The organism is Streptomyces gardneri (assembly GCF_006539185.1).
In the GTDB taxonomy this organism is placed as follows: Bacteria; Actinomycetota; Actinomycetes; order Streptomycetales; family Streptomycetaceae; genus Streptomyces; species Streptomyces gardneri.
This window is the reverse complement of sequence record NZ_BJMN01000005.1, coordinates 65,336-89,930: the sequence shown is the minus strand read 5'-3', so window position 1 is coordinate 89,930 and position 24,595 is coordinate 65,336. Positions and strand designations below refer to the sequence as shown.

Sequence of the window (24,595 nt, the reverse complement as noted above, 5' to 3'; positions counted from 1 at the left end):
GCCCGGCCCCCGCGAGCCGTCGTGCGGTCACTCCGCCCGCAGGGCGTGCGCCGTGCTCGTACGGGCCGCCCGGCCCGCCGGGAGCAGCGCGCCCGCGGTCGCGATCACCATGCCGGCGACGGCGAGGAGCGCGAGCAGCGGCGCCCCGTACACGTCGATGTCCGCCGGCGGGATCGTGGTGCCGACCGCGCGGCCCATCGCGGGCATCACCCAGCTGTGCAGGCCCACGCCCAGCGGGACGCCGACCACGCCCGCCACGAGGCCGATGCCGGCGACCGAGGTGAGGACCTGGGCGACCGCCTGACGCGGGGTCATGCCCAGGGCCTTGCAGACGCCCAGATCGCGGACCCGGTCGCGGGTGTCGAGGACCACCGTGTTGAACACCCCCAGGCAGGCCACCACGACCAGCATCACCGTGAGCATGACGATCAGCGCCTGCATCGCCAGGATGACGCTCGACTTGCCCACCTCGGTCACGGCGGCCCGCGCGCCGAGGGGTGACACGGCGGTGTTCAGGCGCTCCGCGTACGCGGCGGAGTCCGTGCCGGGGGCGACGGTGACGAAGAAGACGGCCGGCATGTAGCGGGGGTCGAGCGAGGCGACGGAGGCGGCCGCGGTCCGCAGGACCATGCCGTTTCCCCCCAGGTCGAAGACCTCGCCGACGAGCCGGACGCGAACCGTGCGCCCCTGCTCGGACAGGGCCACCGACTCCCCCACCCGCAGGCCCGTGGCGCGCAGGAACCGTGTCGGGGCGACCGCCTCCCCGGGGGCTTCGAACCAGCGGCCGGCGACCATCGTGTGCCGGCTGCCCGCGGTGTCGCCCTCGTACGCGACGAGCGGTGCGCCGCCCTTGAGCCCTGCCACGCCGATCTGTGTGCGGGTGGTCCGGTACACGGACCCGGTCCCCGGGAGCGCGGCGGTCGCCGCCGCCACGGCCACCGGGTCGGCGGGCTTCCCGGGCAGCTGCTCGCCCGGCTCCGGCGGCGCCACGGTGCGGACGGTCACGTCGCCCCCGCGGTTGGGATCCCCGTCGGCCTTCACCGCGACGAGGGTGTTGCCGAGCCCCACCGCGAAGGTCACCGCGAGGGCGCCGAACGTCACGGCCGCGGCCGTGGTCACCGAGCGGGCGGGCCGGGCGAACGGCGCGGCGAGCCCCAGGGTGACCGGGCGGGGCAGCGGCAGCCGGCCGAGGAGGCCGCGGATCCGGCGGCCCCGGGCGCCGCCGGCGGCCGGACCGACGCGGAGGGCCGTCGCGGTCGGCAGGCGGGCCGCCCTCAGCGCGGGCCCGAAGGCGGTGACGGCCACCACGGCCAGGGCGGCGGCGGGCACCACGAGGTCCACCCAGAGGGGAATCGGCTCGATGCCCGTCCCGTACGCCGCCGCCACCTCCGCCATGAGGGGGACGGAGAGGGCGTTGCCGAGGGCGACGCCGAGGACGGCTCCCACCGAGCCCGGGAGCAGCGCCTGGGCGACGTACGCCCGCCCGATCTGCGACGGGGTGAAGCCGACGGACTTCAGGATGCCGATCCGGCGGGTCGCGGCGCTCACGGCGCCGCTCACCACGACGGAGATCACGAGCACCGACATCGCGAGCCCGAGGAGGGCGAAGGCGGCGACGAAGGGGACGAAGGCCCCCCTGTCCTCCTGGGCGGCCTCGCGGACGTCGAGGTAGGACTGGGTGCCGGCGACCGCGTCCGCCGGGACGGCGGCGGCGACCGCCTCCCGCCCCGCCGCGACCTCGGCACGGGTGGCGGCCGCGGTGAGCCGGTAGAGCATCTGGAACGCGGGCTGCCGCGCTCCGGCGAGGGCCGGGAGCCCGTCGGGTACGACCCAGGCGTCGGCGCTCGCGCCGGCGGTCGAGGCGATGCCGACCACGGTGAGTTCGGCCGTGCCGGACGTCACCCGGTCGCCGAGCACGAGGCCCGGCGGCAGGGCCCTCGCCTCCAGGACGATCTCCCCGGCCGAGCGGACCCACCGGCCCTCGTTCAGGCTCACCGCGTCCACCGGTCCGTCGGCGGAGGACCGGCCGACCACGGTCAGGGGTGGCGGTTCAAAGCCGGGCGGCACGGGTCCTTCGCCCCGCAGGCGTACGGAGACGAGGGCGAAGGGACCGGCCGTCTCGGCCACGCCGGGCGCCCGGGCCGTGGCGGCCAGCCGGTCCCGGGTGACGGCGGAACCGTCGAACTCCACGGTCAGGTGGGCCCCGTGCTGCCGGGCGAAGGCCCGGTCGAAGGGGGCGGACGACACGACGAGGAGGCCGAGGGCCAGCACGGCCGCGGCGACCGAGAGCAGCGTCGTCAGGACCATCACGGCGGTCTGCGTCCGGCGCCGCCCGACCCCGGCCCGGACGACCCGACCGAGGGCTCCGCTCATCGGGTCACCGCCGCGACGTCCCGGGCGATCCGGCCGTCGAGCAGCTCGATCGTGCGGGTGGCGCACGCCTCGGCCAGGGCCAGGTCGTGGGTGACGAGGACGATGGTCTGCCCTTCGGCGTTGAGTTCGCGCAGCAGCTCGCGGACGTCCGCGCCGGACGCGCTGTCCAGGGCGCCGGTCGGCTCGTCGGCGAGGAGCAGCGGCGGACGGTTCATCAGGGCCCGGGCGACGGCGACCCGTTGCCGTTCGCCTCCGGAGAGGCGGCCGGGATGGGCGCGGGCGTGGCGGGCGATGCCCAGCCGGTCGAGGAGTTCGGCGGCCCGGGCCGCCGCCGCGGTCCGGTCCGCGCCGGCCAGTTGGGCCGGGAGAAGCACGTTGTCGAGGACGGTGAGGTCGTCGAGGAGGTTGAAGAACTGGAAGACCATGCCGACGTGACTGCGCCGGTACTTGGCGCACGCGGCCTCGCTCAGCCGGTCGACGCGCAGCCCGTCCACGGTCACCCGGCCGGTGCTGGGGCGGTCGAGTCCGGCGAGGAGGTTGAGCAGGGTCGACTTGCCGCTGCCGGAGCGCCCGAGGACGGCGAGCGCCTCGCCGCGCCGCACCCGCAGGGTCAGTCCGCTCAGGGCGGCCGGGCCGTCGTCGTACGTCCTGCCGACGTCGCTCAGGTCGATCAGGTGGGCGGGGTCGGGCTCGGGCATGGGTGCTCCAGGGTTCGGTCACGGACGGGACGGGGGGACGGATTACGGGACGGGTTCACGGGACGGGGTTTGCCTGACCGGGTCTGCCTGACGGGGTTTGCCGGACGGGTTCGACCGCCGGGGCCCGTACGGCACTTCCGGCGCGGCTCCGACGCTAGAAGCGGCCGTGCCGCCCGCGCGTCGGCCGCGGTGCGGAAGCTCCGTACCGTGTGCGGCGGAGGCCGGACGGCGTCATCCCAGCGATGTACGTCTTCGGGGCGCGGCCCTGGGCCCACGGGTTGATCCACGATCCCGCCGCTGTTGCCACACTGGTCCGGTGACCAGGTACGAGACGTTCATCGCCCGGATACGCGGGCCGTGGGCCCCGGGAGCGCCGCCCCCGCTGTCCCGCTGGGCGTGGGCGGGCGACGCGCTGCTCGCCCTGTCGCTCGCGATCGCGACGGTCATCGGCGACCTCAACCGCAGGTACGTGGAGGTGCTGCCGAACCCGGCCGACCCTTCGGCCCCGTTCCCGAGCCCGGATCGGATCATCGGCGAACCGGTACCGCCCGTACCGCCGGTGCCGCCCGTGTCACCGGTGCCGCCCGTATCGCCCGTACCGCCTGTATCGCCGGCACCGCCCGCATCGCCGGTGCCGCCCGAACCACCGGTACTGCCGTCCCCGCCCGCCCCGCCGACGCCCCCGATCATCGGGGAGACGCCGCCGTCTCATCCGGTGTCCGCCGTCGAACACGTCCTGCCTCCCATCGATGCCTGGGAGGTGATCGCGGCCCTGCTCACGGCCCTGCCTCTGGTGCTCCGCCGCCGGTATCCCCTCGCCGTCCACTGGATGGTGACCGGGGCCGCCGTCCTGCTGCACCTCGGCGATGTCTCGGCGGACGCGACGAACGTCACCTTCGTGTCCGGTCTCGTCGCGGCGTACAGCGCGGCGATGTACAGCCCGCACCGGAAGGCCGTCCTGGCCTCCCTTGCGGTCGGGGTCGTGCTGTACGCGGTCGTCCCGCTGGTTCCCGACGTGGACAACGGCCTGGTCCTCGTCGTCGTCCTGCTTCCGCTGGCCCTGGCCACGAACGGCGTCCATGTGTGGCGGCAGAAAGCGAGCGCCCAGCGGGCGGAGCAGGAGGTGGCGTTGCGGCAGGCGGTGGAGGCCGAGCGGGCCCGGATCGCCCGGGAGCTGCACGACGTGGTCACGCACAACGTGAGCATGATGACGATCCAGGCCGGTGCCGCGCGGATGGTCCTCGACAGCTCTCCCGAGCAGGCCCGGGAGGCGATGCGGGCGGTGGAGGAGGCCGGGCGGGCGGCGATGGCCGAACTGCGGCACGTGATGGGGCTGCTGACGATGGCCGCGGACGGCCCCGATCCGGCGATCGACGTGGACCTCGCCCCGCAGCCGGGCCTGGACCGGCTGACGGAGCTGACGGACCGGGTGCGTTCCTCGGGGGTGCCGGTGGAGGTGGAGGTGCGGGGCGTGGCGGTCGCACTGCCGGCCGGGGTGGACCTCGCCGCGTACCGCGTGGTGCAGGAGGCGCTGACGAACGTGGTCAGGCACGCGGCGGGCGCCCGGGTCTCCGTCCGTGTGGAGTACGGCCACGAGCGGCTGGTGGTGGAGGTCGACGACACGGGCGGGCGGCCGGCGGAGCCGGCTCCCGGAGGCGGGCACGGTCTGCTCGGTCTTCGTGAGCGGCTCGCGCTCTACGGCGGTAGCCTGCACGCGGGCGAACGCCCGGGCGGGGGCTACCGGGTCCGCGCGGTGATTCCTCTGGAGGCCCCGTGACGGACGCAGCACCGCGCGTCGTGATCGTCGACGACCAGGCCCTGGTGCGGACCGGTTTCCGGATGATCCTCGCCGCCGACGGCATCGAGGTGGTCGCGGAGGCGGCCGACGGCGACGAAGCGGTCTCCGCGGTCCGCAGGACCCGGCCGGACGTCGTGCTCATGGACATCCGGATGCCCGGCACCGACGGCCTGGAGGCCACCCGCCGCATCCTCGCGGAGGAGGCGGCGCCGCCGAGGATCGTCGTCCTCACCACGTACGACCTCGACCGGTACGTGTACGCGGCGCTGTCCGCCGGCGCGAGCGGCTTCCTGCTGAAGGACGTCACTCCCGAGCATCTGACCGCCGCCGTGCGGCTCGTCCGCTCCGGCGACGCCCTGCTGGCACCGACGATCACGCGCCGGCTCGTGGAGCGCTTCGCCGGGGCCGGCGCGCGGACGGCTCCCCTGCACCGCGACCTCGCCACGCTCACCCCGCGCGAGTTGGAGGTCCTCGAAGCGCTGGCGCGCGGGCACACCAACGCCGAGCTGGCCGCGCGGTTCCGGTTGAGCGAGGCGACGGTGAAGACGCACGTCGCGCGCATCCTGTCGAAGCTCCGCCTCCGCGACCGCGCCCAGGCGGTCATCGCCGCCTACGAGACCGGGCTCGTCACCCCGGGCTCGGAGGGCCGGACAGCCGGCTGATCCCCCGGCGCCGCCGCCTCGGGGCGGAGGAGCTCGCCGAGCGCCGTCAGTCGGATGAGCCGGAGGATCCACGGCTGGTCGCAGATCAGCCGCCAGCGTGCGCCCCGCGCCTGGACCCGGCCGGCACAGTGGGCGAGCAGGCCGAGACCGGTGGCGTCGCAGAAGGTGAGACCCCGGATGTCGACGGTCAGGGCCTCGGACTCCCGGACGAGGGCGTCGAGCTCGGGCCTCAGGTGCCGCACCAGGACGAGATCGAGCTCGCCGTGGAGCGCGGCGACGGTCGGTCCGCCGGTCGAGTGGACGACGAGGTGCGGGTCGTGACGGGGAATCAGCTGCATCGGACGCTCCACAGGGTGGGTCCATGTGTCCCGTCGAGCGTGGCCGCGTCCGCACCGGGAGGGACGTTTCGCCTCGACCCCTGTCACCTGAACCGGTGAATTCGGAGGCCGCTCGGAGCCACCGAACTCCCCCTTTCCGAACGCACGGTCGAACGGAGGCGCGAGGGGACCACCGGCGTCAGGAGCGCCGGAGTGGCGGCCGGGTCAGCGTCGCCCATGCCCGCAGCAGCCATTCGAGGGGGCCGTACCGGTACCGGCGGAGCCACCATCGCGCCCCGACGGCCTGCGCGGCGAAGAGCGCCAGGGCGATCGCGAGGACTCCCGGCGGCGGCACCCGGCCCACCAGGGCGGCGCCGTAACCGGTGAACAGCAGGGCGCAGACGAGGGACTGGGTGAGGTAGCCGGTCAGGGTCACGCTGCCCACGGGCCCGAGCACGGCGGTCGTCCGCTCGCCGTGCCGTCCCAGGGCGAGCCGGAGGACGGTCGCGGCGTACGCGGCCGCCAGCAGCGGAGCCGTGACGACGTCGATCCCGAGGGCCAGGACCTGGTAGGCGCCGCCGGGGCGCACCAGGCTCGCGTGGGCGTACACCAGGCCGCCGAGCAGCCCGACCGTGCACCCCGCCCACTGGAGCCGGACCAGGGTCCGGCGGTGGGCGGCGAGGTCGCCGAGCACCCGGCCCCGCCCGGCGGCGAGACCGAGGAGGAAGGCGGCGAGCGCGGCCGGGGCCTGGAAGAAGACGAGCAGGACCGCCACGCCGGGAAGCTGGTCAAGATGGGCCCCGATCACGGACGCGGGCCCGCCGCGCAGCGCCTCGGCGGCCCGCTCGGCACCGTCCGCCGCACCGGGGTCCACTCCCCCGCCGCCCGCCGCGTGCAAGGCGAACGCGAGGAGGACGTACGCCGTCGCCGTCACGGCGAAGAGGACGAGGGCGGTACGGACGGCGGTACGGGGCCGGAGCCGTCGGACGGCGAGCAGGACGAGGCCGAGGACCGCGTACGTGGTGAGGATGTCTCCGGGGAAGAGGAGGACGGCGTGCACCGCGCCGAGCACGAACAGTCCGGCCAGGCGCCGCAGGAAGCGGGGGGCGAAGGCGGCGGCGCTCCGCTCGGCGGAGTCGAGTTGGAGGGTGAAGCCGTAGCCGAAGAGGAACGAGAACAGCAGGAAGAACTTGGCCTCGAAGAAGACGGTGACGAACCACCGGACGGCCTCGTCGAGCGGCGAGTCGAAGGCGGGGTCCTCGACTCCGGTCCCGTGGTAGGCGGAGGCCAGGTAGCCGATGTTGACGACGAGGATGCCCAGGAGCGCGAATCCGCGCAGGGCGTCGACGTGGGCGAGCCGTGGCGCGGCCCGGGTGGGTGAGGTCTCGGCCGGCGGATCGGTCACTGCGTCGGATGTGGTGGTCACGGGACTCCTCGGAGACGGCGGAACAGAAAACTATCGAATCAAAAACGCTCGTATTCAGAATGAACGTTATAGACTCGATCAGGCAAGGGGTACGGAAGACCCGCCCCACGACGGACGAGGTGCGCCGATGGACGCGACGACGGAGGTACGCCGGGGCGTGCCGGAGGGCGGTGAGGCGCGCGTCGCCGCGCTCTACTGGGAGGCGTTCGGGCGGAAGCTCGGCGCCGCGCTCAACCCGCCCGACAAGGCCCGTGCGTTCATCGCCGCCCACCTCCACCACGACCGGGGCGTCACCGCTCTCGTCGACGGCGAGGTGGCCGGGGTGGCGGGCTACCAACTGAAGGGGCGCGGGCTGACGGGCGGCGGCGCGGGGGACGTCCTGTCGGCGTACGGGTTCCTGCGCGGGCTGCACCGCGTGGCTCTCCTGGCCCTGCTCGAACGGAGCGCCGCTCCGGGCGAACTCGTGATGGACGGCATCGCCGTCGCCTCCGGGCACCGCGGCGCGGGCCTCGGCACGATGCTGTTGCGCGAGGTCGCGGCCGTGGCCGCCGAGGCCGGCTGTCACCGGATCCGGCTCGACGTCATCGACGTGAACCCGCGGGCCCGCACCCTGTACGAACGGCACGGCTTCTCCGCCGTACGCACCGAACCGACCCCGTACCTGCGCGAGTTGATGGGGTTCGGCGCGGTCACCACCATGCACCGGCCCGTCACGGCGGCCGACGCGTCCACCGGCCGGGAGGCACGATGACCCGGTCCGATTCCGGCTCCCGCACCGACTCCCACACCGGCACCGACTCCGGCACCGCCGCCGTCACCGTCCCGACGCGCACCCTCGTCCACGCCCTCGTCCGCGAGGACGGCACCGTGGACGCCGGTGAGCTCTACACGGTGGCGGGCCTGCTCGGCATGACCGACCAGCAGGTGCGGCTCTGTGTGAAGCGGCTCGTCGCCGAGGGACGGTTCACGCACGAGGGCCGCGGCCGCAAGGCGGTCCTCCGTTTGGTCGCCGACCCCACCGGCGCGCTCGCCCCGGACGCCGCCCATGTCCGGCTCGCCTACCGGCAGGACCACGGGCTCGCTCCGTGGGACGGCGTGTGGCACCTCTTCGCCTTCGCCGTCCCCGAGTCCGAGCGGGCCGCGCGCGACGCGCTCCGCGACACCCTGCTCCACCTGGGGGCCGCCCCGGTCCAGGGCGGTCTCTACGTGAGCGCCAACCCGATCGAACCGCTCGTCGAGGCCCAGGCCCGCCATCTCGGTGTCCATGCCTCGGTCACCTGTCTGACCAGCACCGATCTACGCGTCGGCGAGGTCGCCGACCCGGTGGCCCTCGCCGCCGCGCTCTGGCCCCTGGCCGAGATCGCGACCCGGCACGACGAGCTCGCCGCCTTCGCCCGCTCCTGTCTGGACCGGCTCGCCGGCCCGGAGCCGGTCACGTCCGCCGAGCGGCTGAGCCTCGCCGTCCGACTCGCCGCGGCCTTCTCGTACGCCATGACGCCGGACCCGCTGCTGCCCGCCGAACTCCTCCCGCGGCCCTGGCCCGGCACGCGCGCCCGCCACCTCATGGCGACCTCCTGGGCCGCCCTCGCGCACCACCCCGTATCCGACGACGGCACCCCCCTTCCCCGCCTCTTCGCCCTCTTCGAGGACATCGCGGGGTAGGGGGGTGCCGTGTCGCTCCGGCCCGCCGACGCGGGCCGGCCGGGCGCGGATCAGCCCGCGAACTCGGCCATCCACGCCTCGACCTCGGCCGAGGAGCGCGGCAGGCCGGCGGACAGGTTCTCGTTGCCGTTCTCGGTGACGACCAGGTCGTCCTCGATCCGGACGCCGATGCCGCGCCACTCCTCGGGCACGGTCAGGTCGTCCGGCTGGAAGTACAGGCCGGGCTCGACGGTGAGGACCATGCCCGGCTCCAGGAGGCCGTCGACGTACTCCTCGTTCCGCGCGTGGGCGCAGTCGTGGACGTCCAGGCCCAGCATGTGACCGGTGCCGGCCATCGTGAAGCGGCGCTGGAGGCCGAGCTCGTACGCCCGGTCGACGGGGCCCTCGATGAAGCCCCACTCGACCAGCTTCGCCGTCATGCTGCGCTGGGACGCCTCGTGGAAGTCGCGGTACCGGGCGCCCGGCTTGACGGCGGCGATGCCGGCCTCCTGGGCCTCGTACACCGCGTCGTACACCGTGCGCTGCACGTCGTTGAAGGTGCCGCTGATCGGGAGGGTGCGGGTGACGTCGGCGGTGTAGAGGGAGTTGGTCTCCACGCCGGCGTCGAGCAGGAGCAGCTCGCCGGGGCGGACCGGTCCGTCGTTGTCCGTCCAGTGCATGATCGTGGCGTGCTCGCCGGCGGCGCAGATCGAGCCGTAGCCGAGGGCGTTGCCCTCCAGGCGCGCGCGGCGGAAGAAGGTGCCCTCGATCCACCGCTCGGACGTCGCGACGGCGCGGGACAGCTCGGAGACGCAGTCGGTGAATCCGCGCACGGTGGAGTCCACCGCCTTGCGCATCTCGCCGATCTCCCAGTCGTCCTTGACGAGCCGGAGGTCGCTGAGCGCCTCCTCCAGTTCGTAGTCGCGGTCCTCGTCGGTGGTGACCGCGGCCTCCAGGGCCGGGTCGTGACCGCGCACGATCCGGGTGGGGACCTCTGAGGAGGCGGCGGCGAGGTCCTCGGCGATCGTGCGGACGTCGCGACAGGGCAGCCCGAGGACGATCTCGGACTCGGCGAGGGAACGGCGCCGGCCCATCCACAGCTCGGCCGTGTAGCCGATCCAGAACTCGTCGTTGTCGCGGCTGTCCCGGGGCAGCTGGTAGCAGTACGCGTCGTGGCCGCCGTCCGCGCGGGGTTCGAGCACGAGGGCGCCGTCGCGGGCCTGGTCGCCGGTCATGTGCACGTAGCCGGTGTACGGGCGGAACGGGTAGGTGTCGTCGTTCGAGCGAGTCTTGAGGTTCCCGGACGGGATCACCAGGCGCTCGCCCGGGAAGAGGGCCGAGAGGGCCGCGCGGCGGGCGGCCGCGTACGGGGCCTGCTCGTCGGCCTCCAGGCCGTGGCGCTCGGTGTCGGCCCAGCCCGTCCGCATCAGGGCGGACAGCTCCGCGGAGACGCCGTCGTAGAGCCCGTTCTTTCGACGCTTCGCCATGCGATGCACCTTCTTCTCGGTTCTTGTCGGTTCTTCCCGGAGGGGTCCTCCGTGAGCCACCGGTCATCGGCGGCTCACGGACAGTACTGCGCTCAGCGCCCGCTGGGTGCCCAGGACCGCCAGTGGCACAGATCGGCCATCCGGCACCCCTCCCACGGGTGCGGAGCGGCGGCCGGGCCGTCGATAATGCGGCCCATGGCGAATGCGAAGCTCGGTGAGGCCCTGCGGGTCCTGGGGATCGGTGACGACGCGGTCCGGGTCTACCTGACGCTCCTGGAGCTGGCGCCCGCGCCGCTGAGCGCGGTCGGTTCGGCGGCCGGTGTGGGGGGTGCGGCGCTGTCGGCGGCGTACGGCGCGCTCGTCGACGCCGGTCTCGCGAGCGCCGCCGCGGAGGGCGAGGACGTCGTGGCGCCCGTGCCGCCCGCCGCGGGCCTGGAGATCCTCGGCCGGCACCGGGCGGCCGAGCTCGACGAGTCCCGGATCACCGTCGGGAGCGCGTTCGAGTCGTTCCGGCGGCAGCGGCTCGCCGTCGACACCGACCATCTCGTGGAGGTCGTCACCGGCGACGCCATCGGCCTGCGGATGCGTCAGGCCTGGGCCAGTGCCCGCCGGCAGATCCGGCAGCTCGACTCCCCGCCGTACTTCCCGCTGCCCGAGGCCACCGAGGACGCGCTGGCCACCCTCGCCCGCGGGGTGACGCAACGCGTCGTGTACTCGCGGGAGTCGCTGGAGCTGCCGGGGAATCTGGAGTCGGCCATCGAGCCCTGCGTCGAGGCGGGCGAGCAGGCGCGGGTGCTTCCGTCGGTGCCGGTCAAGCTGGTGATCATCGACGAGGCGTACGCGCTCGTGTCCCTGTCGATCAAGGAGGCGGACGTCCACAACACGATGCTGGTCGTCCAGCCCTGCGGACTGCTCTCGGCGCTCGTGGCGCTCTTCGAGCAGGCCTGGCAGAACGCCCTGCCCTTCCACGGCCACACCGCCCGCCCGGGTGGCCTGCCGCCCTCCGACCGGCGGCTGCTGTGGCTGCTCGCGGGCGGCGCGAGCGACGACGTGATCGCCCGGGAGCTCGGCGTCAGCCGCCGCACGCTGTTCCGCCGGATCCAGATCCTCATGGCCCGGCTCGGCGCCTCCAGCCGCTTCCAGATGGCCCTCCAGGCCCAGCGTCACGGTTGGTTGTGACACCGGGCCCGAAAGGGACGTCGGTCAGCCGGCGGCCGGGCCCGCGAGCCGCTGCCAGAGGAAGGTGTGCACGAGGGCGCTGTTGTGCGCGGCCTGTTCGTTGTCGCCGGCACCCGCGTGTCCGCCGCCGGTGTTCTCGTGGAACAGCACCGGATGGCCGAGTTCCCGCAGCCGCGCCGCCGTCTTGCGGGCGTGGCCCGGGTGGACGCGGTCGTCGCGGGTCGAGGTCATCAGGAGCACCGGCGGGTAGGCCGCGTCCGCCGTGAGGCGGTGGTACGGGGAGATGTCGCGCAGGTGCGGCAGATCGGCCTCGTCGTCGGGGTCCCCGTACTCGGCGATCCAGGAGGCGCCCGCGAGGAGCTTGTGGAAGCGGGTCATGTCGAGCAGCGGCACCTGCGCGACGATCGCGCCGAAGAGCTCGGGGCGGCGGGTGAGCATCGCGCCCATGAGCAGGCCGCCGTTGCTGCCTCCGGAGGCGCCCAGCATGGCCGGCGTGGTGACGCCCCGCGTGACGAGGTCCTCGGCGACGGCCGCGAAGTCCTCGAAGGCGCGCGGCCGTTCGGCGCCCAGCGCTGCCTGGTGCCAGTCGGGGCCGTACTCGCCGCCGCCGCGGATGTTCGCGATCACGTACGTGCCGCCGCGCTCCAGCCACGCCCGGCCGGTCACGGAGGCGTAGGAGGGCGTGAGGGAGACCTCGAAGCCGCCGTAGCCGTAGAGCAGGGTGGGGCCGGGGCCGGTGGCGGCGTGGTCGGGGCCGATGACGAAGTACGGTACGCGCGTCCCGTCCGGGGAGGTCGCGAAGTGCTGCCGCACCGTGAGCCCCGCCGCGTCGAAGCGGTCCGGGGCCTGCTTGAGGAGTTCCGTGTCGTCGCCGATCACCCCGCGGTGGAGGCCGGAGGGCTGGAGGAAGCCCGACACGTCGAGGAAGTACTCGTCGGAGACGTCGGGGTCGGTGTCGACGACGCTGACGGCGGACAGCTCCGGTACGCCGACGAGCGGTGAGCGGGTCCAGCCGCCTTCGGGGGCGGGCGTGAGGACCTCGATGCGGGTGCTGACGTCGCGCATCGTCTCCAGGATCAGGTGGTGACGGGTCCACGCGTGCCCGGCGAGGGCCGTCCGCGCGTCCGGGGTGAACAGCACCTCGTGGGTGCGGTCGCCCGCCAGGAAGGCGTCGAAGTCGAAGGCGAGGAGGGAGCCCGTCGGCTGCCCGAGCCAGTCGGACTTCAGGGTGACGATCAGGTGCCGGCGGTGGGCGTACGCGACGGCGTCCTCGGGAACGTCGATCCTGACGAGCGTCGAGTCGGGCCGCAGGAGGTAGGTCTCGCTGCGGAAGAAGTCGAGGGCGCGCCCGACGAAGTCCCGTTCAAAACCGGGCGTGTCGTCGTGGTATCCCCAGGCCGACACGTCCGCCTGCCCGGCCTCGAAGACGAGTTCGGCCTCCTCCACCGGGGTGCCCCGCCGCCATCGGCGGACCTGGCGCGGATAGCCGGAGTCGGTCAGGGAGCCGGGCCCCGTGTCCGTACCGACGAAGACGGTGTCGTCGTCGATCCAGCCGGTCCGGGTCTTCGCCTCCGCGACCCGGAAGCCGTCCTCGACGAACCGCCGGGTGTCGAGGTCGAACTCCCGGACCACCACGGCGTCCCCGCCGTCGCGCGAGAGCCGCACCAGCGCCCGGTCGTGGTCGGGGCGGCGGACGCCGGCCCCGTCCCAGACCCACTTCTCGCCCTCGGCCTCGGCGAGCGCGTCGACGTCGAGGAGGACCTCCCACTCGGGGACGTCCTTGCGGTACTGCTCCAGGGTGGTGCGCCGCCAGACTCCGCGCACGTGGTCGGCGTCGCGCCAGAAGTTGTAGAGGTGCGCGCCGCGCCGGACGGTGTACGGGATGCGGTCGGCGGCGTCCATGACGTCGCGCACACGCTCCTTGAGCGGGGCGAACGCGGGGTCGGCGGCCAGGGCCTCGGCCGTCTCGGCGTTCCGCTCGGCGACCCAGGCGAGCGCGGGCTCCCCGGTCACCTCCTCCAGCCACAGGTAGGGGTCGTCGTCGCTCACACGCTGCATGGACTCAGTTCCCGTTCTGGCGTCGGAGGTGGGCCGAGAGGTGGTACTGGAGGGGCTGGCCGACGGCGGCGAGGTCGTGGCGGAAGTCGAGCGTGTCCTCGTCCGTCAGCGTGTAGCGGCGGCGGGTGGCCGTGACCTCCTTGGCCGTGGGGGTGAGCGCCACCTGGTGGGTGGCGAGGTCGACCCCGCCGTCCGCCGCGCCGCCGACCAGGATCTCCGCGATGCCGGTGGGCTGGGTGATCAGCGCCTCGACGCGCCCGTCGGGCTGCATCCGCCACCAGCCGCTCTCGCGGGCGGCGGGGCGCATCGGCGTGCCGTCGGCGTCGATGATCCAGGCGCGGGCCTCGTAGTGGAGGAAGGGGCGCCCGTCGTGGCTGAAGGTGACCTCCTGCTCGTACGCGAACTCCTCGGCGAGCGTCGGGTACGAGCCGTGGCCCCGGCCGGTCCAGGTGCCCAGGAGACCGGTGACCGGCGCGAGGAGCGCGTGCGGCGCGGGCGCCTCGTCCGCGCGCAGGGCGTCGGGGTAGGGGTGCTTCCGGTCGCGGTCGAACATGAGGTGCGCTCCTGGGTCGGGACCTGTTGCCGGATGGCAGCTTAGGGGGTGTCCGGTGGACACCCCCCGAGTCGCCGGGCCGCCGGTCGCGGTTCTCGCCTCCCTCGACCGGCGGTGCCGCCCGTGGCTATCCCCGGCTGCGTACCAGCAGGTAGAGGAAGTACGGGGTGCCGATCACGGCCGTCATGAGGCCGGCGCCGAGCTGGGCCGGTGCGATGACGGTGCGGCCCACCAGGTCCGCGGTGCAGACGAGGACGGCGCCGAGGAGGACGGCGACCGGGACGACGCGGGCGTGCTGCCGGCCGACGAGGGCGCGGGCCGCGTGCGGTGCCACGAGTCCCACGAAGCCGATCGTGCCCGCGGCGGCCACGGCGGTGGCGGTGAGCAGCACGGCCAGGGCGAGGAAGCCGAGGCGGGTGCGGCCCAGGCCGAGACCGAGGAGGCGCGGGGTGTCCTCGTCGAGCGAGACGAGGTCGAGTTCGGTGCGCCGGGCGAACGCGACGGCCGCGCCCACGGCGAGGACGGCTGCGAGGGGGACCACGTCGGGCAGGGACCGCCCGTAGGTGGAGCCCGAGAGCCAGGTGAGGGCCTTCGTCGCGTTGAAGGGGTCAGTGAGGATGATGAGGAGGCTGATCAGGGCGGCGGCGGCGGTGGCGACGCCGAAGCCGACGAGGACGAGCCGGTTCTGCTGGAACCCGCCCCGGGCGGCGAGCCCGAAGACGAGGACCGAGCTCACGACGGCGCCTGCGAACGCGGCGCCCGCCATGCCCCACGAGCCGGCCACGGGCACGGTCGTGACGAGGAGCACGGCGCCGAGCGCGGCGCCGCCGGAGATGCCGAGGATGCTGGGTTCGGCGAGGGGGTTGCGGGTGACGGCCTGGACGACCGTGCCGGCCAGGGCGAGCGCGGCTCCCGCGAAGAGGGCGGCGAGGACGCGGGGCACCCGGGTGTCGAGGACGAAACCGACCGTCCGGCCGGCCTGGCCCTGCACCCAGTTCAGGACGTCACCGAGGAGCAGTTTGCTGTCGCCGAGGAGTACGCCGGCGATGGCGACGCCGATCACCACGGCCACCAGTACGGCGGTGACGGTGAGGAAGCGGGCCCGGCTCCTGATGTGGAGCCGCTCGGTGGCGGTGGCTCCGGCCGTGTCCCGGACGCGGACGGCCATGATGATCAGGAAGACGGCGCCGACGAGGCTGGTGACCACACCGGTCGGCACGGAGACCACCACGTCCGACGGTACGAGGGCACGCAGCAGGACGTCGGAGCCGAGCACGAGGGCGGCCCCGGTGAGACCGGCGGCGGGCAGGAAGCCGCGGGACTTGGTGAACCCCCGGAACCTGCGGGCGAGGGGCCGGACGAGCGCGGGGGCGCAGAGGCCGACGTAGCCGACGGGTCCGGCGAGGGTGACGGCTGCCGTGGAGAGCAGAGCGGCGAGGACGACGGCGGTGATCCGGGTGGCCCGGACGGGCACGCCGAGGCCGCGGGCGGCGTCGTCGCCGAGGGCGAGGGCGTCGACCCGGCGGGCGAGGAGCAGCAGGCCGACGAGGCCGACGACGGCGATCGGGGCCATCTGCAGGACGCCGTCGAAGCCGCTCTGGGCAATGCTGCCCTGGTTCCACTGGTAGAGGCCCTCGGTCTGCCGGGGGAACAGCAGGAGCAGGCCCTCGGTGACGGCGGTGAGGCCGAGGGTGAGGGCGCTGCCCGCGAGGACCAGGCGGACCGTTCCGGCGCCCAGGCCCGAGAGGACGAGGACGACGGCCGCCGCCGCGAGACCTCCGGCGAACGCGAAGGCCGAGGAGGCGAACAGCGGCAGCGAGAGGCCGAAGGCGGCGGTGAGGCCGAGCGCGAAGTAGGAGCCCGCGTTGACGGCGAGGGTGTCGGGCGAGGCGAGGACGTTGCGGCTGACGGCCTGGAGGGCGGCGCCCGCCATGCCGAGGACGGCGCCGACCAGGAGGCCGGCGGTCATCCTCGGCAGGCGGGAGGCGACGACCACGGACGCGTCGGCCGGATCGGCCTGGCCCGTGAACGCCTTCCACACCTCGGGCGCGCCGACCGCGGCGGTGCCCTGGGTGATGTCGACGAGCGCGAGGGCCGCGACGAGGAGGACCAGGGCGGCCGTCACCGGGGCCGCGCCCGTCCGGGACGTGGCCGTCGGCGGACGGGTGGCGGGGGTGGTTGCGGTGACGGCCATGGTGTTACTTCGTCAGGGCGGCGACGACGGAGTCGACGTACTTGCTCATCGACTGGGGGCCGCCGAACATCCAGATGCCGTCGGGCAGTCGGTGCACGTTGCCCTTCTTGACGAACGGCAGGGACGTCCACACCTTGTCCTTGGCGAGGACCCCGGTGAACGGCGTGCTGCCGGCGTCGCCGTCGTTGCCGACGTAGGCGAACTGCACGTCACCGAGCTTGGTGAGACCCTCGACGTCGGTGGCGCCGAGACCGTAGGCCGGGTCGCCCTTGACGGTCCAGGCGTTCTTCAGACCGAGCTTCTCGTTGACCGCGCCGATCAGCGAACCGCTGGTGTAGGGGCGGATCGAGACCTGGTTGGACATGACGTAGCCGTCGGCGAAGGCGTACTTCGTCCCGGCGAGACCGGCGTCCGCGAGGGCCTTCTTGCCCTCGTCGAGCTTCGCCTGGAACTGCGTCTTCAGCTCCTCGGCCTTCTTGGTGGTGCCGGTGGCCTTGGCGATGGCGTCGAGGTCGGCGGTCATGCGGCCGATCTGGTCGGCGGCGTCGGCGGACTTCAGCGTCAGGACCGGGGCGACCTTGCGCAGCTGCTTCACGGCGGCCGGCGGCAGGTCCGTGGTGGCGACGATGAGGTCGGGCTTGAGGGAGGCGACGGTCTCGACGCTCGGCTCGCCGCGGGTGCCGATGTCCTTCGGCTCGTTCTTGAGCGGGACGGCGGTGTCCCAGGTCTTGTAGCCCTTGACGTCGGCGACGCCCACCGGGTCGACGCCCAGGGTGATCAGGTGCTCGACGACGTTCCACTCGGTCCCGACGACCTTCTTGGCGGGGCCGTCGAGCTCGATCTTCTCGCCCGCGGAGTCGGTGAGGCTGATGGGCTCGGCGGACTTCTTCGCGTCGTCGGCGGCGGGCTCGGTGGTGCCGCAGGCCGTGAGGGCCAGGGCCGCGGTGGTCGCGATCGCCGTGGTGAGGAGGAGGCGCTTCATGAGGTGGTGCTGAGCCTTTCGCTTCGCGAGTGGTGCCGACCGATCGCGCGCGTGCGCAGCCGTCCGGTCAGGGGGTCGGTGTCTACGTCGATGCGGATGCCGTACGTGCCGGTCAGCCGCTCGGGAGTCAGTACGTCCTCGGGGTCTCCGTCCGCGACGACCCGTCCCGCGTCGAGCAGGACGATCCGGTCGGCGACGGCCGCGGCCTGGTCGAGGTCGTGGAGGACGGCGCCGACGGCGATGCCGTGGTCGTCCGCCAGATCGCGCATGAGGTCGAGGAGTTCGACCTGGTAGCGCAGGTCGAGGTAGGTCGTGGGTTCGTCGAGCAGCAGCACGCCCGTCTGCTGCGCGAGGCAGCCGGCGAGCCAGACGCGCTGGAGCTGGCCGCCGGAGAGGTGCTCGGCGCCGCGCTCCGCGAGTTCGGTGACGCCCGTCATGGCGAGCGCGCGGTCCACCGCCTCCCTGCCGCCCGGGTCCGCCTTGCCCCAGCGTCCCCGGTAGGGGTAGCGGCCGAACTCGACCACGTCCCGCACGGTCAGGCCGCTGGGTGTGGGGCGGCCCTGGGTGAGCAGCGCGACGTGGCGCGAGAACTCACGGGGGTTCAGGGCGAGGGCGTCGGTGTCGCCGTCGAGGACCAGGGTGGCAGTCTTCGGCTGCTGGAGGCGCGCGAGGGTGCGCAGCAGCGTCGACTTGCCGCTGCCGTTCGGGCCGACCAGGACGGTCACTTCGCCGGGGCGCAGCGTCATGGCCGCGTCGTGGACGACGTCGACGCCTTCGTACGCCACGGTGACGCCCATGGCCGAGAGTTCATGACCGTGGGGGCCCGGGGCCGCGGAGGTCTGTTCACCTGCTTGCACGACCCGAAGGTTAGCCTAACCTTAGCTAGCCACAAAAGGGGGGCCTGCGGCCGACCGCAAGACGAATTCCGGCCAAGCCGACCGGTCCACGCTCCGACGCGGTCGTTGACCCCCTCCGCCGTGGCGGCTACGTTCGCGCCATGTTGCGTACAGCCCTGCTCACGACGCGCGGTCACATCGACCTGCTGCGAGTGGCCTCCGCGGCGTGTCGCCGCGGCTGCTGACGCCCCTTCACCCTCTCTCCCTCTCCCCCACGCTTCCGACGCCCTGATCGTCGTGCGCGCGCGTGCCCGCCCCGCGCCCACGACCGCCGAGGCGCACCTGTGACGTGGCTACGAAAGGCCTCCTCATGACCGTCCACCTGCACTGGTTCCTGCCGACCGGCGGCGACGGCAGGACCCTCGTCGACCGGCACGCCTACGCGGACGGCGGGATCACCCGGAACGGCTCCGTGCCGGGGCTGCGCGCCCCCGACATCGACTACTTGATCCAAATAGCCAAAGCAGCCGAGCAGTTGGGCTTTGAAGCGGTACTGACCCCGACCGGCACGTGGTGCGAGGACGCCTGGCTGACCACGGTCGCGCTCGCGCAGCACACCGAACGCCTCAAGTTCCTGGTGGCGTTCCGGCCGGGGGTGATCTCCCCCGTCCTCGCGGCCCAGATGGCGGCCACGTACCAGCGGATCACCCGGGGCCGACTGCTGCTCAACGTGGTGACCGGGGGCGACTCCGCCGAGCAGCGCCGCTTCGGCGACCGCCTCGACCACGACCGGCGCTACGCCCGCACGGCCGAGTTCCTGTCGGTCGTGCGGGGCGTCTGGAGCGGGCGGCCGTACGACTTCGACGGCGACCACTTCCGGATCGAGGGCGGCCTGACCGCCTTGCCGCCGGACCCGCTGCCGGAGGTCTTCTTCGGCGGTTCGTCCGCCGCCGCGGGTCCGGTCGCGGCGGAGCACGCGGACGTGTACCTCACCTGGGGCGAGCCGCCGTGGCAGGTGAAGGAGAAGATCGACTGGATCCGGCGCCTCGCGGAGGAGCGCGGCCGGACGGTCCGCTTCGGCATCCGGTTGCACACGGTCTCACGCGACTCGGCGCGGGAGGCCTGGGCGACGGCCGACCGGCTGCTCGCCGACCTCGACGACGGGACGATCGCCTCCGCGCAGGAGCTCCTCGGCCGCACCGAGTCCGTCGGCCAGCAGCGGATGCTCGCCCTGCACGGACGGGGCTCCCTGGACCGGGACAAGCTGGAGATCTCGCCGAACCTCTGGGCGGGGGTCGGTCTCGTCCGGGGCGGGGCCGGAACCGCGCTGGTCGGCAGCCACATCGATGTCGCGGACCGGATCGAGGAGTACCACGCCCTGGGCGTGGAGCACTTCGTACTGTCGGGCTACCCGCACCTGGAGGAGGCGTACTGGTTCGGCGAGGGCGTGACGCCGGAGCTCGTGGCGCGCGGGCTCGTCACCCGGCGGGAAGATCTGCGGCCCCCGAAGGGTTAGTAGAACCGTGAACGAATTCGGTGGAGCAGGGGCGCAGGGCACAACCATGGACGTCGTCGTCATCGGCGCCGGGCAGGCGGGCCTCTCAGCCGCCTTCCACCTGCGGCGCGCCGGCCTGGAACCCGACCGGGACTTCGTCGTGCTCGACCACTCCCCGCGCGCGGGCGGCGCCTGGCAGTTCCGATGGCCGTCCCTCACGTACGGCAAGGTGCACGGGATGTACGCGCTGCCCGGCATGGAGCTGACCGGCGCCGACCCCACGCGCCCCTCCTCGGAGGTGATCGGCGCGTACTTCGACACGTACGAGCGGACCTTCGACCTGCGCGTCCACCGGCCCGTCGACGTCACCGCCGTCCGCGACGGCTTCCGCGACGAGGACGGAGACGGCGCCCGCGACGGTGACGGCGGGCGGCTGCTGGTCGAGACCTCGGAGGGCGTGTACGCGACGCGCGCCCTGATCAACGCGACCGGCACCTGGGACCGCCCCTTCTGGCCGCGCTACCAGGGCCAGGAGACCTTCCGGGGCCGCCAGCTGCACACGTCCGGCTACCCGGGCCCCGAGGCGTTCGCCGGGAAGCGGGTGATCGTCGTCGGCGGCGGGGCCTCCGGGACCCAGCACCTCATGGAGATCGCCGAGGTCGCCGCCGCGACGACCTGGGTGACCCGGCGCGAGCCCGTCTTCCGCGAGGGGCCCTTCGGGGAAGCCGAGGGCCGCGCCGCCGTGGCGCTCGTCGAGGAACGCGTACGGCTCGGACTGCCCCCGCAGAGCGTCGTCTCGGTCACCGGCCTCCCGCTCAACGACGCGATCCGCGAGGCGCGCGCGAGCGGCGTCCTGGACCGGCTGCCGATGTTCGACCGGATCACCCCGACCGGGGTGGCCTGGGACGACGGGCGGACCGTCGACGCGGACGTCATCCTCTGGGCGACCGGCTTCCGTGCCGCGATCGACCATCTGACGCCGCTGCGCCTGCGGGAGCCGGGCGGCGGCATCCGGGTCGAGGGGACGCGCGCCGTCCGGGACGAGCGCGTCCATCTCGTCGGCTACGGCCCCTCGGCCTCGACGATCGGCGCCAACAGGGCCGGCCGCGCGGCCGTCACCGACATCCGCCGCCTGCTGGCCCGCGAGACCGCCGCCGCGACGGTCTGACCCGCCGGACAGACCCTGGCGCCGCCCGCCGCGACCGTCAGCCGGCGGATGCCGCGCGCCGGTTCTCGTTGAACTCCGCCACGTTCTCCTGGTGGAGCGCGTAGTCGGCCGTGAAGCGGGTGTCCCCCGGGGCCACCGTGACGAAGTACAGCCAGTCACCGTCCGCCGGGCGGATCACCGCGTCCACCGCCTGCTCCCCCGGGTTCCCGATGGGTGTCGGCGGGAGACCCTTCCGCTCGTAGGTGTTGTACGGGTTCCTGATCTTCGTGTCCGCGAAGCTCGTGTCGACGGTGCTGCGGCCCAGCGCGTAGTTCAGGGTCGAGTCCATCTGCAGAGCCATGCCCCGGGCGAGCCGGTTGTGCACGACCCGGGCGACCTTGGCCATGTCCTCGGGGCTGTCGGCCTCCGCCTGCACGATGCTGGCCGCGATCACGGCCTGGTGGACGCTCATCCCGTACGCCCGCGCGCCCTCGGCGATCCGCTCGGTGCCGAACCGCTCGCCCGCGGTCTGCGCCATGTAGCGGAGGAGGCCCTCCGGGGTGGTGGCGGCCACGACCGGGTACGTGGCGGGGAAGAGGTAGCCCTCGGGGTTGCCCCCGGCCGCGGCGGGGAGCGGGAGGACGGCGCCCGGCGCGGTCGCGGCCTTCCGCGTCGTTCCCTCGGGCAGACCGAGCGCCCGGTCGACGGCCTTGTAGACCTGCCCCGACCGCCACCCTTCCGGGACGAGGAGCGTACGGGGCTGTTCGACGGCCGGTTCGTCGCCCGGAAGCAACAGGAGCGGGACGGAGATCGCGGCGGCCACGGCGACGACGGCGCCGAGCAGGAGCGCCAGCCGGCCCCGTCGCGTGAGACGGGCGCGGCGAGGTGGCCGGGGTGACCGGGGAAGTGAGGGGCGGCGGGGGCGGCGTGGGGGTGCGTACGGTGACGCCTGCCGGTACGTCATGGGCGCACGCTAACCCGCGCCGTACGGGATTCCGGGGAGCCCCGCGCACGCGGCGGCGCCGCCGGTTCCCTGGGACGGGGAACCGACGGCGCCGGGCACTGCGATCGTCAGACGAGCCAACCCAGGAAGTGGAAGACGCCGGCGAGCAGATCGGTGATGACGTTCATGGTGGTGCTTCTCCTCGTACAGGTACATCAGTGGGACTGTGCGGTCGCGGTCTGCAGCCCGTCGCTCGCACTCCGTAATCATCCGATGCCGTACGGGAGTTGGGCAACGATTCCCGAGACGATCACACGTTCTGGGGAACAACCGCTCCCACGTTCGTTTGTTCGCCTCCGGGGCGGCCTTCGGGGCGGCCTTCAGCGGGGCCCTCGACGGTGCCCGTCACGGCGGCCCGGGCGTCCCTGCGGACCAGGGCCGCGTACCGCCCGTCCCGGGCGAGCAGCTCCTCGTGCGTCCCGCGCTCCGCGATGTGGCCCGCCTCCAGGACGACGATCTGGTCGGCGTCGCGGACGGTGGAGAGCCGGTGGGCGATGGTGATGGTGGTGCGGCCGGCCGAGAGGGCGTCGATCGCCTGCTGCACGGCGTGCTCCGTACGCGTGTCGAGGGCGCTGGTCGCCTCGTCGAGGATGAGCACCGGCGGGTCGCGCAGGATCGTGCGCGCGATGGCCAGCCGCTGCTTCTCGCCGCCCGAGAAGCGGTAGCCGCGCTCCCCGACGAGGGTGTCGTACCCCTCGGGCAGGGAGGCGATGTGGTCGTGGATCTGCGCGGCACGCGCGGCGGCCTCGATCTCCTCGTCGGTGGCGTCCGGCTTGGCGAAGCGGAGGTTGTCGGCGACGGAGGCGTGGAAGAGGTAGGTCTCCTGGGACACGACGCCGACGGCGCGGGCCAGGGTGTCGAAGTCGAGGTCGCGCACGTCGACGCCGTCGAGGGTGACCCGGCCGCCGGTGACGTCGTACAGCCGGGGCACGAGGTAGCTGAGGGTGGACTTCCCGGAGCCGGTGGGGCCGACGACGGCCAGGCTGCCGCCGGCGGGGACCGTGACGTCGATCCCGTCGAGGGTCGGGCGGGCCTGGCCCTCGGGGTCGTAGCGGAACTCGACCTTCTCGAAGCGCACCTCGCCGCGGACCTTCGCGAGCCGGACGGGCTCGGCGGGCTCGGTGATGTCGACGGGCAGGTCCAGGTACTCGAAGATGCGCTGGAAGAGGGCGAGCGAGGTCTGCATCTGCACGCCCGTGGAGAGCAGGCTCACGGCGGGCCGGAAGAGGCCCTGCTGGAGCGAGACGAAGGCGACGAGCGTGCCGAGCGATATCGCCGGGCCGCCCGACTGGAGCGCGATGCCGGCGGCCCAGTAGATCAGGGCGGGCATGGCGGCCATGACGATGCCGATGGTGGACATGCGCCACCGTCCGGCCATGGAGGAGCGCACTTCGAGGTCGACGAGGCGCTCGGACTCCTCGGCGAAGGACGTGGTCAGGGAGTCGGCGCGGCCCATGGTGCGGCCGAGCAGGATGCCGCTCACCGAGAGGGACTCGGTGACGGTCGCGGCCATGGCCGCCATCTGCTTCTGGCGCTGGGTGGTGATCGCCTTGCGCTCGCGGCCGACCCGGCGGCTGATCCAGACGAAGACGGGCAGCAGGAGCAGGGAGACGACGGTGAGCCGCCAGTCGAGGGCGAGCATGGCGACGACGGTCGCCACGACGGCGGTGAGGTTGGAGACGAGCGAGGTGGCCGTGGAGGTCACGGTCGCCTGCATGCCGCCGATGTCGTTGGCGATGCGGGACTGGACCTCGCCCGTGCGCGTGCGCGTGAAGAAGGCGAGCGGCATCCGCTGGAGCTGCTCGTAGACCCCGGTGCGCAGGTCGTGCATGACGCGCTGGCCGACCGTGGTGGAGATCAGGGTCTGGAGCACGCCGAAGACGCTCGTCAGGACGGCGGTGGCGATCATGCCGAGGGCGAGGAGGCTGAGCAGCCCCGTCCGGCCTTCCGGGATCGCGGTGTCGAGGATCTCCTTGAGCAGGAACGGCGAGGCGACCGATACCAGCGAGGCGGCACCGACCAGGAGGCCGACGAGCGCGAGGCGGGCGCGGTAGGGACGGAAGAGCCGCAGGATGCGCCGCAGCTGTGCGGGCTCCTTGGGCTGGCCGGAGTCGCGGGGCGGGGGCGTCCAGTCGGACTGGTCGTGGGGGCGCATGGGCTCCTTCGGGAGACGGGCGTACGTCGGTCGACAGAGACCTTAGCTCATTGTTACCTATACTCACAATGAACATGGTCCTGATATTGTTCCCGGCATGAGCACCTCCGACCACCCGAGTGGGACCGATCGGCCGAGCGGGACCGACGCCGACGGCCTCCTCGCCGAGCAGCTGCTGCGGCTCACCCGGCGCCTGCACCGCATCCAGAAGCACCACCTGGAGCCGGTCGGCATCACCCCCGCGCAGTCCCGGCTCCTGCGCACGGTCGCGCACTTCGGGGAGCCGCCCCGGATGGCCGATCTCGCGACCCGGCTCGAGGTCGTCCCGAGGGCCGTGACCAGTCTCGTCGACGGCCTGGAGTCGGGCGGGCGGGTGCGCCGGGTCCCTGATCCGAGCAACCGCCGCGTGGTCCGGATCGAGCTCACCGACGCGGGGCGCGCCACGCTGCGGGAGCTGCGCAGCGCGCGCCGGGCGGCCGCAGAGGACATCCTTGCTCCATTGACCGTCGATCAGCGCGAGGTGCTCGGAGGTCTGCTGTCCGCTCTGGTCGACCGTGTCCCGGAGAGCGGCTGCTGATCCCCAGGGGGCGC

The 24,595-nt window shown here is 73.6% G+C and carries 21 protein-coding genes; 9 read left to right on the top strand and 12 right to left on the bottom strand.

Annotation, left to right across the window (positions count from 1 at the left end; all coding sequences use genetic code 11):
- Nucleotides 1-27: 27 nt before the first annotated feature.
- Nucleotides 28-2,373, bottom strand: a complete 2,346-nt coding sequence (locus tag SGA01_RS02915) for an ABC transporter permease (RefSeq protein ID WP_141292983.1) — start codon at nucleotides 2,371-2,373, stop codon at nucleotides 28-30.
- Nucleotides 2,370-3,071: an ABC transporter ATP-binding protein gene (locus SGA01_RS02910; protein WP_141292981.1), complete on the bottom strand. Its 702-nt coding sequence runs from the start codon at nucleotides 3,069-3,071 to the stop codon at nucleotides 2,370-2,372. Before SGA01_RS02910 ends, SGA01_RS02915 begins: the two co-directional genes overlap by 4 nt.
- Before the next feature lie 316 nt (nucleotides 3,072-3,387).
- Between SGA01_RS02910 and SGA01_RS02905 the strand changes: the two genes are divergently transcribed.
- Both SGA01_RS02905 and SGA01_RS02900 read left to right on the top strand, forming a co-directional pair.
- Nucleotides 3,388-4,848, top strand: a complete 1,461-nt coding sequence (locus SGA01_RS02905; protein ID WP_229917944.1) for a sensor histidine kinase — start codon at nucleotides 3,388-3,390, stop codon at nucleotides 4,846-4,848.
- A complete protein-coding gene (locus SGA01_RS02900; RefSeq protein WP_141292979.1) occupies nucleotides 4,845-5,531 on the top strand; it encodes a response regulator in 687 nt (228 codons plus the stop codon). The genes SGA01_RS02905 and SGA01_RS02900 overlap by 4 nt, the downstream gene beginning before the upstream one ends.
- On the opposite strand, the gene SGA01_RS02895 is transcribed toward SGA01_RS02900, so the two are convergent.
- Nucleotides 5,480-5,869 carry an STAS domain-containing protein gene (locus SGA01_RS02895; RefSeq protein ID WP_141292977.1) on the bottom strand — a complete coding sequence of 130 codons (390 nt, stop codon included), beginning with the start codon at nucleotides 5,867-5,869 and terminating at the stop codon, nucleotides 5,480-5,482. The genes SGA01_RS02900 and SGA01_RS02895 overlap by 52 nt on opposite strands.
- 178 nt (nucleotides 5,870-6,047) lie before the next feature.
- On the bottom strand, nucleotides 6,048-7,274 hold the full coding sequence (locus tag SGA01_RS02890; protein ID WP_218037802.1) for a DUF418 domain-containing protein: 1,227 nt from the start codon (nucleotides 7,272-7,274) through the stop codon (nucleotides 6,048-6,050).
- Nucleotides 7,275-7,401: 127 nt separating this feature from the next.
- Between SGA01_RS02890 and SGA01_RS02885 the strand changes: the two genes are divergently transcribed.
- Together SGA01_RS02885 and SGA01_RS02880 are read left to right on the top strand one after the other, a co-directional pair.
- Nucleotides 7,402-8,025: a GNAT family N-acetyltransferase gene (locus SGA01_RS02885; protein ID WP_141292975.1), complete on the top strand. Its 624-nt coding sequence runs from the start codon at nucleotides 7,402-7,404 to the stop codon at nucleotides 8,023-8,025.
- Nucleotides 8,022-8,936: a PaaX family transcriptional regulator C-terminal domain-containing protein gene (locus SGA01_RS02880; protein WP_141292973.1), complete on the top strand. Its 915-nt coding sequence runs from the start codon at nucleotides 8,022-8,024 to the stop codon at nucleotides 8,934-8,936. The genes SGA01_RS02885 and SGA01_RS02880 overlap by 4 nt, the downstream gene beginning before the upstream one ends.
- A 50-nt stretch (nucleotides 8,937-8,986) precedes the next feature.
- Here the strand turns inward: SGA01_RS02880 and SGA01_RS02875 are convergent, their stop codons facing one another.
- Entirely contained in the window at nucleotides 8,987-10,402 is a 1,416-nt protein-coding gene (locus SGA01_RS02875) for an aminopeptidase P family protein (RefSeq protein ID WP_141292971.1), read from the bottom strand.
- 195 nt (nucleotides 10,403-10,597) lie between these two features.
- Here SGA01_RS02875 and SGA01_RS02870 point away from each other — a divergent pair, with 195 nt between their 5' ends.
- Nucleotides 10,598-11,581, top strand: coding sequence for a helix-turn-helix domain-containing protein (locus SGA01_RS02870; RefSeq protein ID WP_174867196.1), 984 nt, complete (start codon nucleotides 10,598-10,600; stop codon nucleotides 11,579-11,581).
- A gap of 24 nt (nucleotides 11,582-11,605) precedes the next feature.
- On the opposite strand, the gene SGA01_RS02865 is transcribed toward SGA01_RS02870, so the two are convergent.
- The 5 genes from SGA01_RS02865 to SGA01_RS02845 all read right to left on the bottom strand — a co-directional run bounded on the left by SGA01_RS02865 (nucleotide 11,606) and on the right by SGA01_RS02845 (nucleotide 18,225).
- A complete protein-coding gene (locus SGA01_RS02865) occupies nucleotides 11,606-13,639 on the bottom strand; it encodes a prolyl oligopeptidase family serine peptidase (protein WP_141292967.1) in 2,034 nt (677 codons plus the stop codon).
- A 4-nt stretch (nucleotides 13,640-13,643) separates the two neighbouring features.
- Nucleotides 13,644-14,192 carry a nitrobindin family protein gene (locus SGA01_RS02860; protein ID WP_141292966.1) on the bottom strand — a complete coding sequence of 183 codons (549 nt, stop codon included), beginning with the start codon at nucleotides 14,190-14,192 and terminating at the stop codon, nucleotides 13,644-13,646.
- A 127-nt stretch (nucleotides 14,193-14,319) separates the two neighbouring features.
- Nucleotides 14,320-16,386 carry an iron ABC transporter permease gene (locus tag SGA01_RS02855; RefSeq protein ID WP_141292964.1) on the bottom strand — a complete coding sequence of 689 codons (2,067 nt, stop codon included), beginning with the start codon at nucleotides 16,384-16,386 and terminating at the stop codon, nucleotides 14,320-14,322.
- A 4-nt stretch (nucleotides 16,387-16,390) separates the two neighbouring features.
- Nucleotides 16,391-17,368, bottom strand: a complete 978-nt coding sequence (locus SGA01_RS02850; RefSeq protein ID WP_141292962.1) for an iron-siderophore ABC transporter substrate-binding protein — start codon at nucleotides 17,366-17,368, stop codon at nucleotides 16,391-16,393.
- On the bottom strand, nucleotides 17,365-18,225 hold the full coding sequence (locus tag SGA01_RS02845; protein WP_141292961.1) for an ABC transporter ATP-binding protein: 861 nt from the start codon (nucleotides 18,223-18,225) through the stop codon (nucleotides 17,365-17,367). Before SGA01_RS02845 ends, SGA01_RS02850 begins: the two co-directional genes overlap by 4 nt.
- Before the next feature lie 140 nt (nucleotides 18,226-18,365).
- Between SGA01_RS02845 and SGA01_RS42760 the strand changes: the two genes are divergently transcribed.
- The 3 genes from SGA01_RS42760 to SGA01_RS02835 all read left to right on the top strand — a co-directional run bounded on the left by SGA01_RS42760 (nucleotide 18,366) and on the right by SGA01_RS02835 (nucleotide 20,867).
- Nucleotides 18,366-18,449 (top strand): putative leader peptide, encoded by an 84-nt coding sequence (locus SGA01_RS42760; protein ID WP_351816447.1) that lies wholly within the window; start codon nucleotides 18,366-18,368, stop codon nucleotides 18,447-18,449.
- A 125-nt stretch (nucleotides 18,450-18,574) separates the two neighbouring features.
- On the top strand, nucleotides 18,575-19,720 hold the full coding sequence (locus tag SGA01_RS02840; protein ID WP_141293474.1) for an LLM class flavin-dependent oxidoreductase: 1,146 nt from the start codon (nucleotides 18,575-18,577) through the stop codon (nucleotides 19,718-19,720).
- 46 nt (nucleotides 19,721-19,766) lie between these two features.
- Nucleotides 19,767-20,867: an NAD(P)-binding domain-containing protein gene (locus SGA01_RS02835; RefSeq protein WP_141293473.1), complete on the top strand. Its 1,101-nt coding sequence runs from the start codon at nucleotides 19,767-19,769 to the stop codon at nucleotides 20,865-20,867.
- A 37-nt stretch (nucleotides 20,868-20,904) separates the two neighbouring features.
- Here the strand turns inward: SGA01_RS02835 and mltG are convergent, their stop codons facing one another.
- Entirely contained in the window at nucleotides 20,905-21,810 is a 906-nt protein-coding gene (gene mltG, locus SGA01_RS02830; protein ID WP_141292960.1) for an endolytic transglycosylase MltG, read from the bottom strand.
- 289 nt (nucleotides 21,811-22,099) lie between these two features.
- Nucleotides 22,100-24,004 (bottom strand): ABC transporter ATP-binding protein, encoded by a 1,905-nt coding sequence (locus SGA01_RS02825; RefSeq protein ID WP_229917946.1) that lies wholly within the window; start codon nucleotides 24,002-24,004, stop codon nucleotides 22,100-22,102.
- A gap of 97 nt (nucleotides 24,005-24,101) precedes the next feature.
- On the opposite strand from SGA01_RS02825, the gene SGA01_RS02820 reads away from it, so the two are divergent.
- The gene (locus SGA01_RS02820; RefSeq protein WP_141292959.1) at nucleotides 24,102-24,581 is read left to right on the top strand and encodes a MarR family winged helix-turn-helix transcriptional regulator; all 480 of its coding nucleotides are present in this window, start codon (nucleotides 24,102-24,104) and stop codon (nucleotides 24,579-24,581) included.
- The last annotated feature ends 14 nt before the right edge of the window (nucleotides 24,582-24,595 follow it).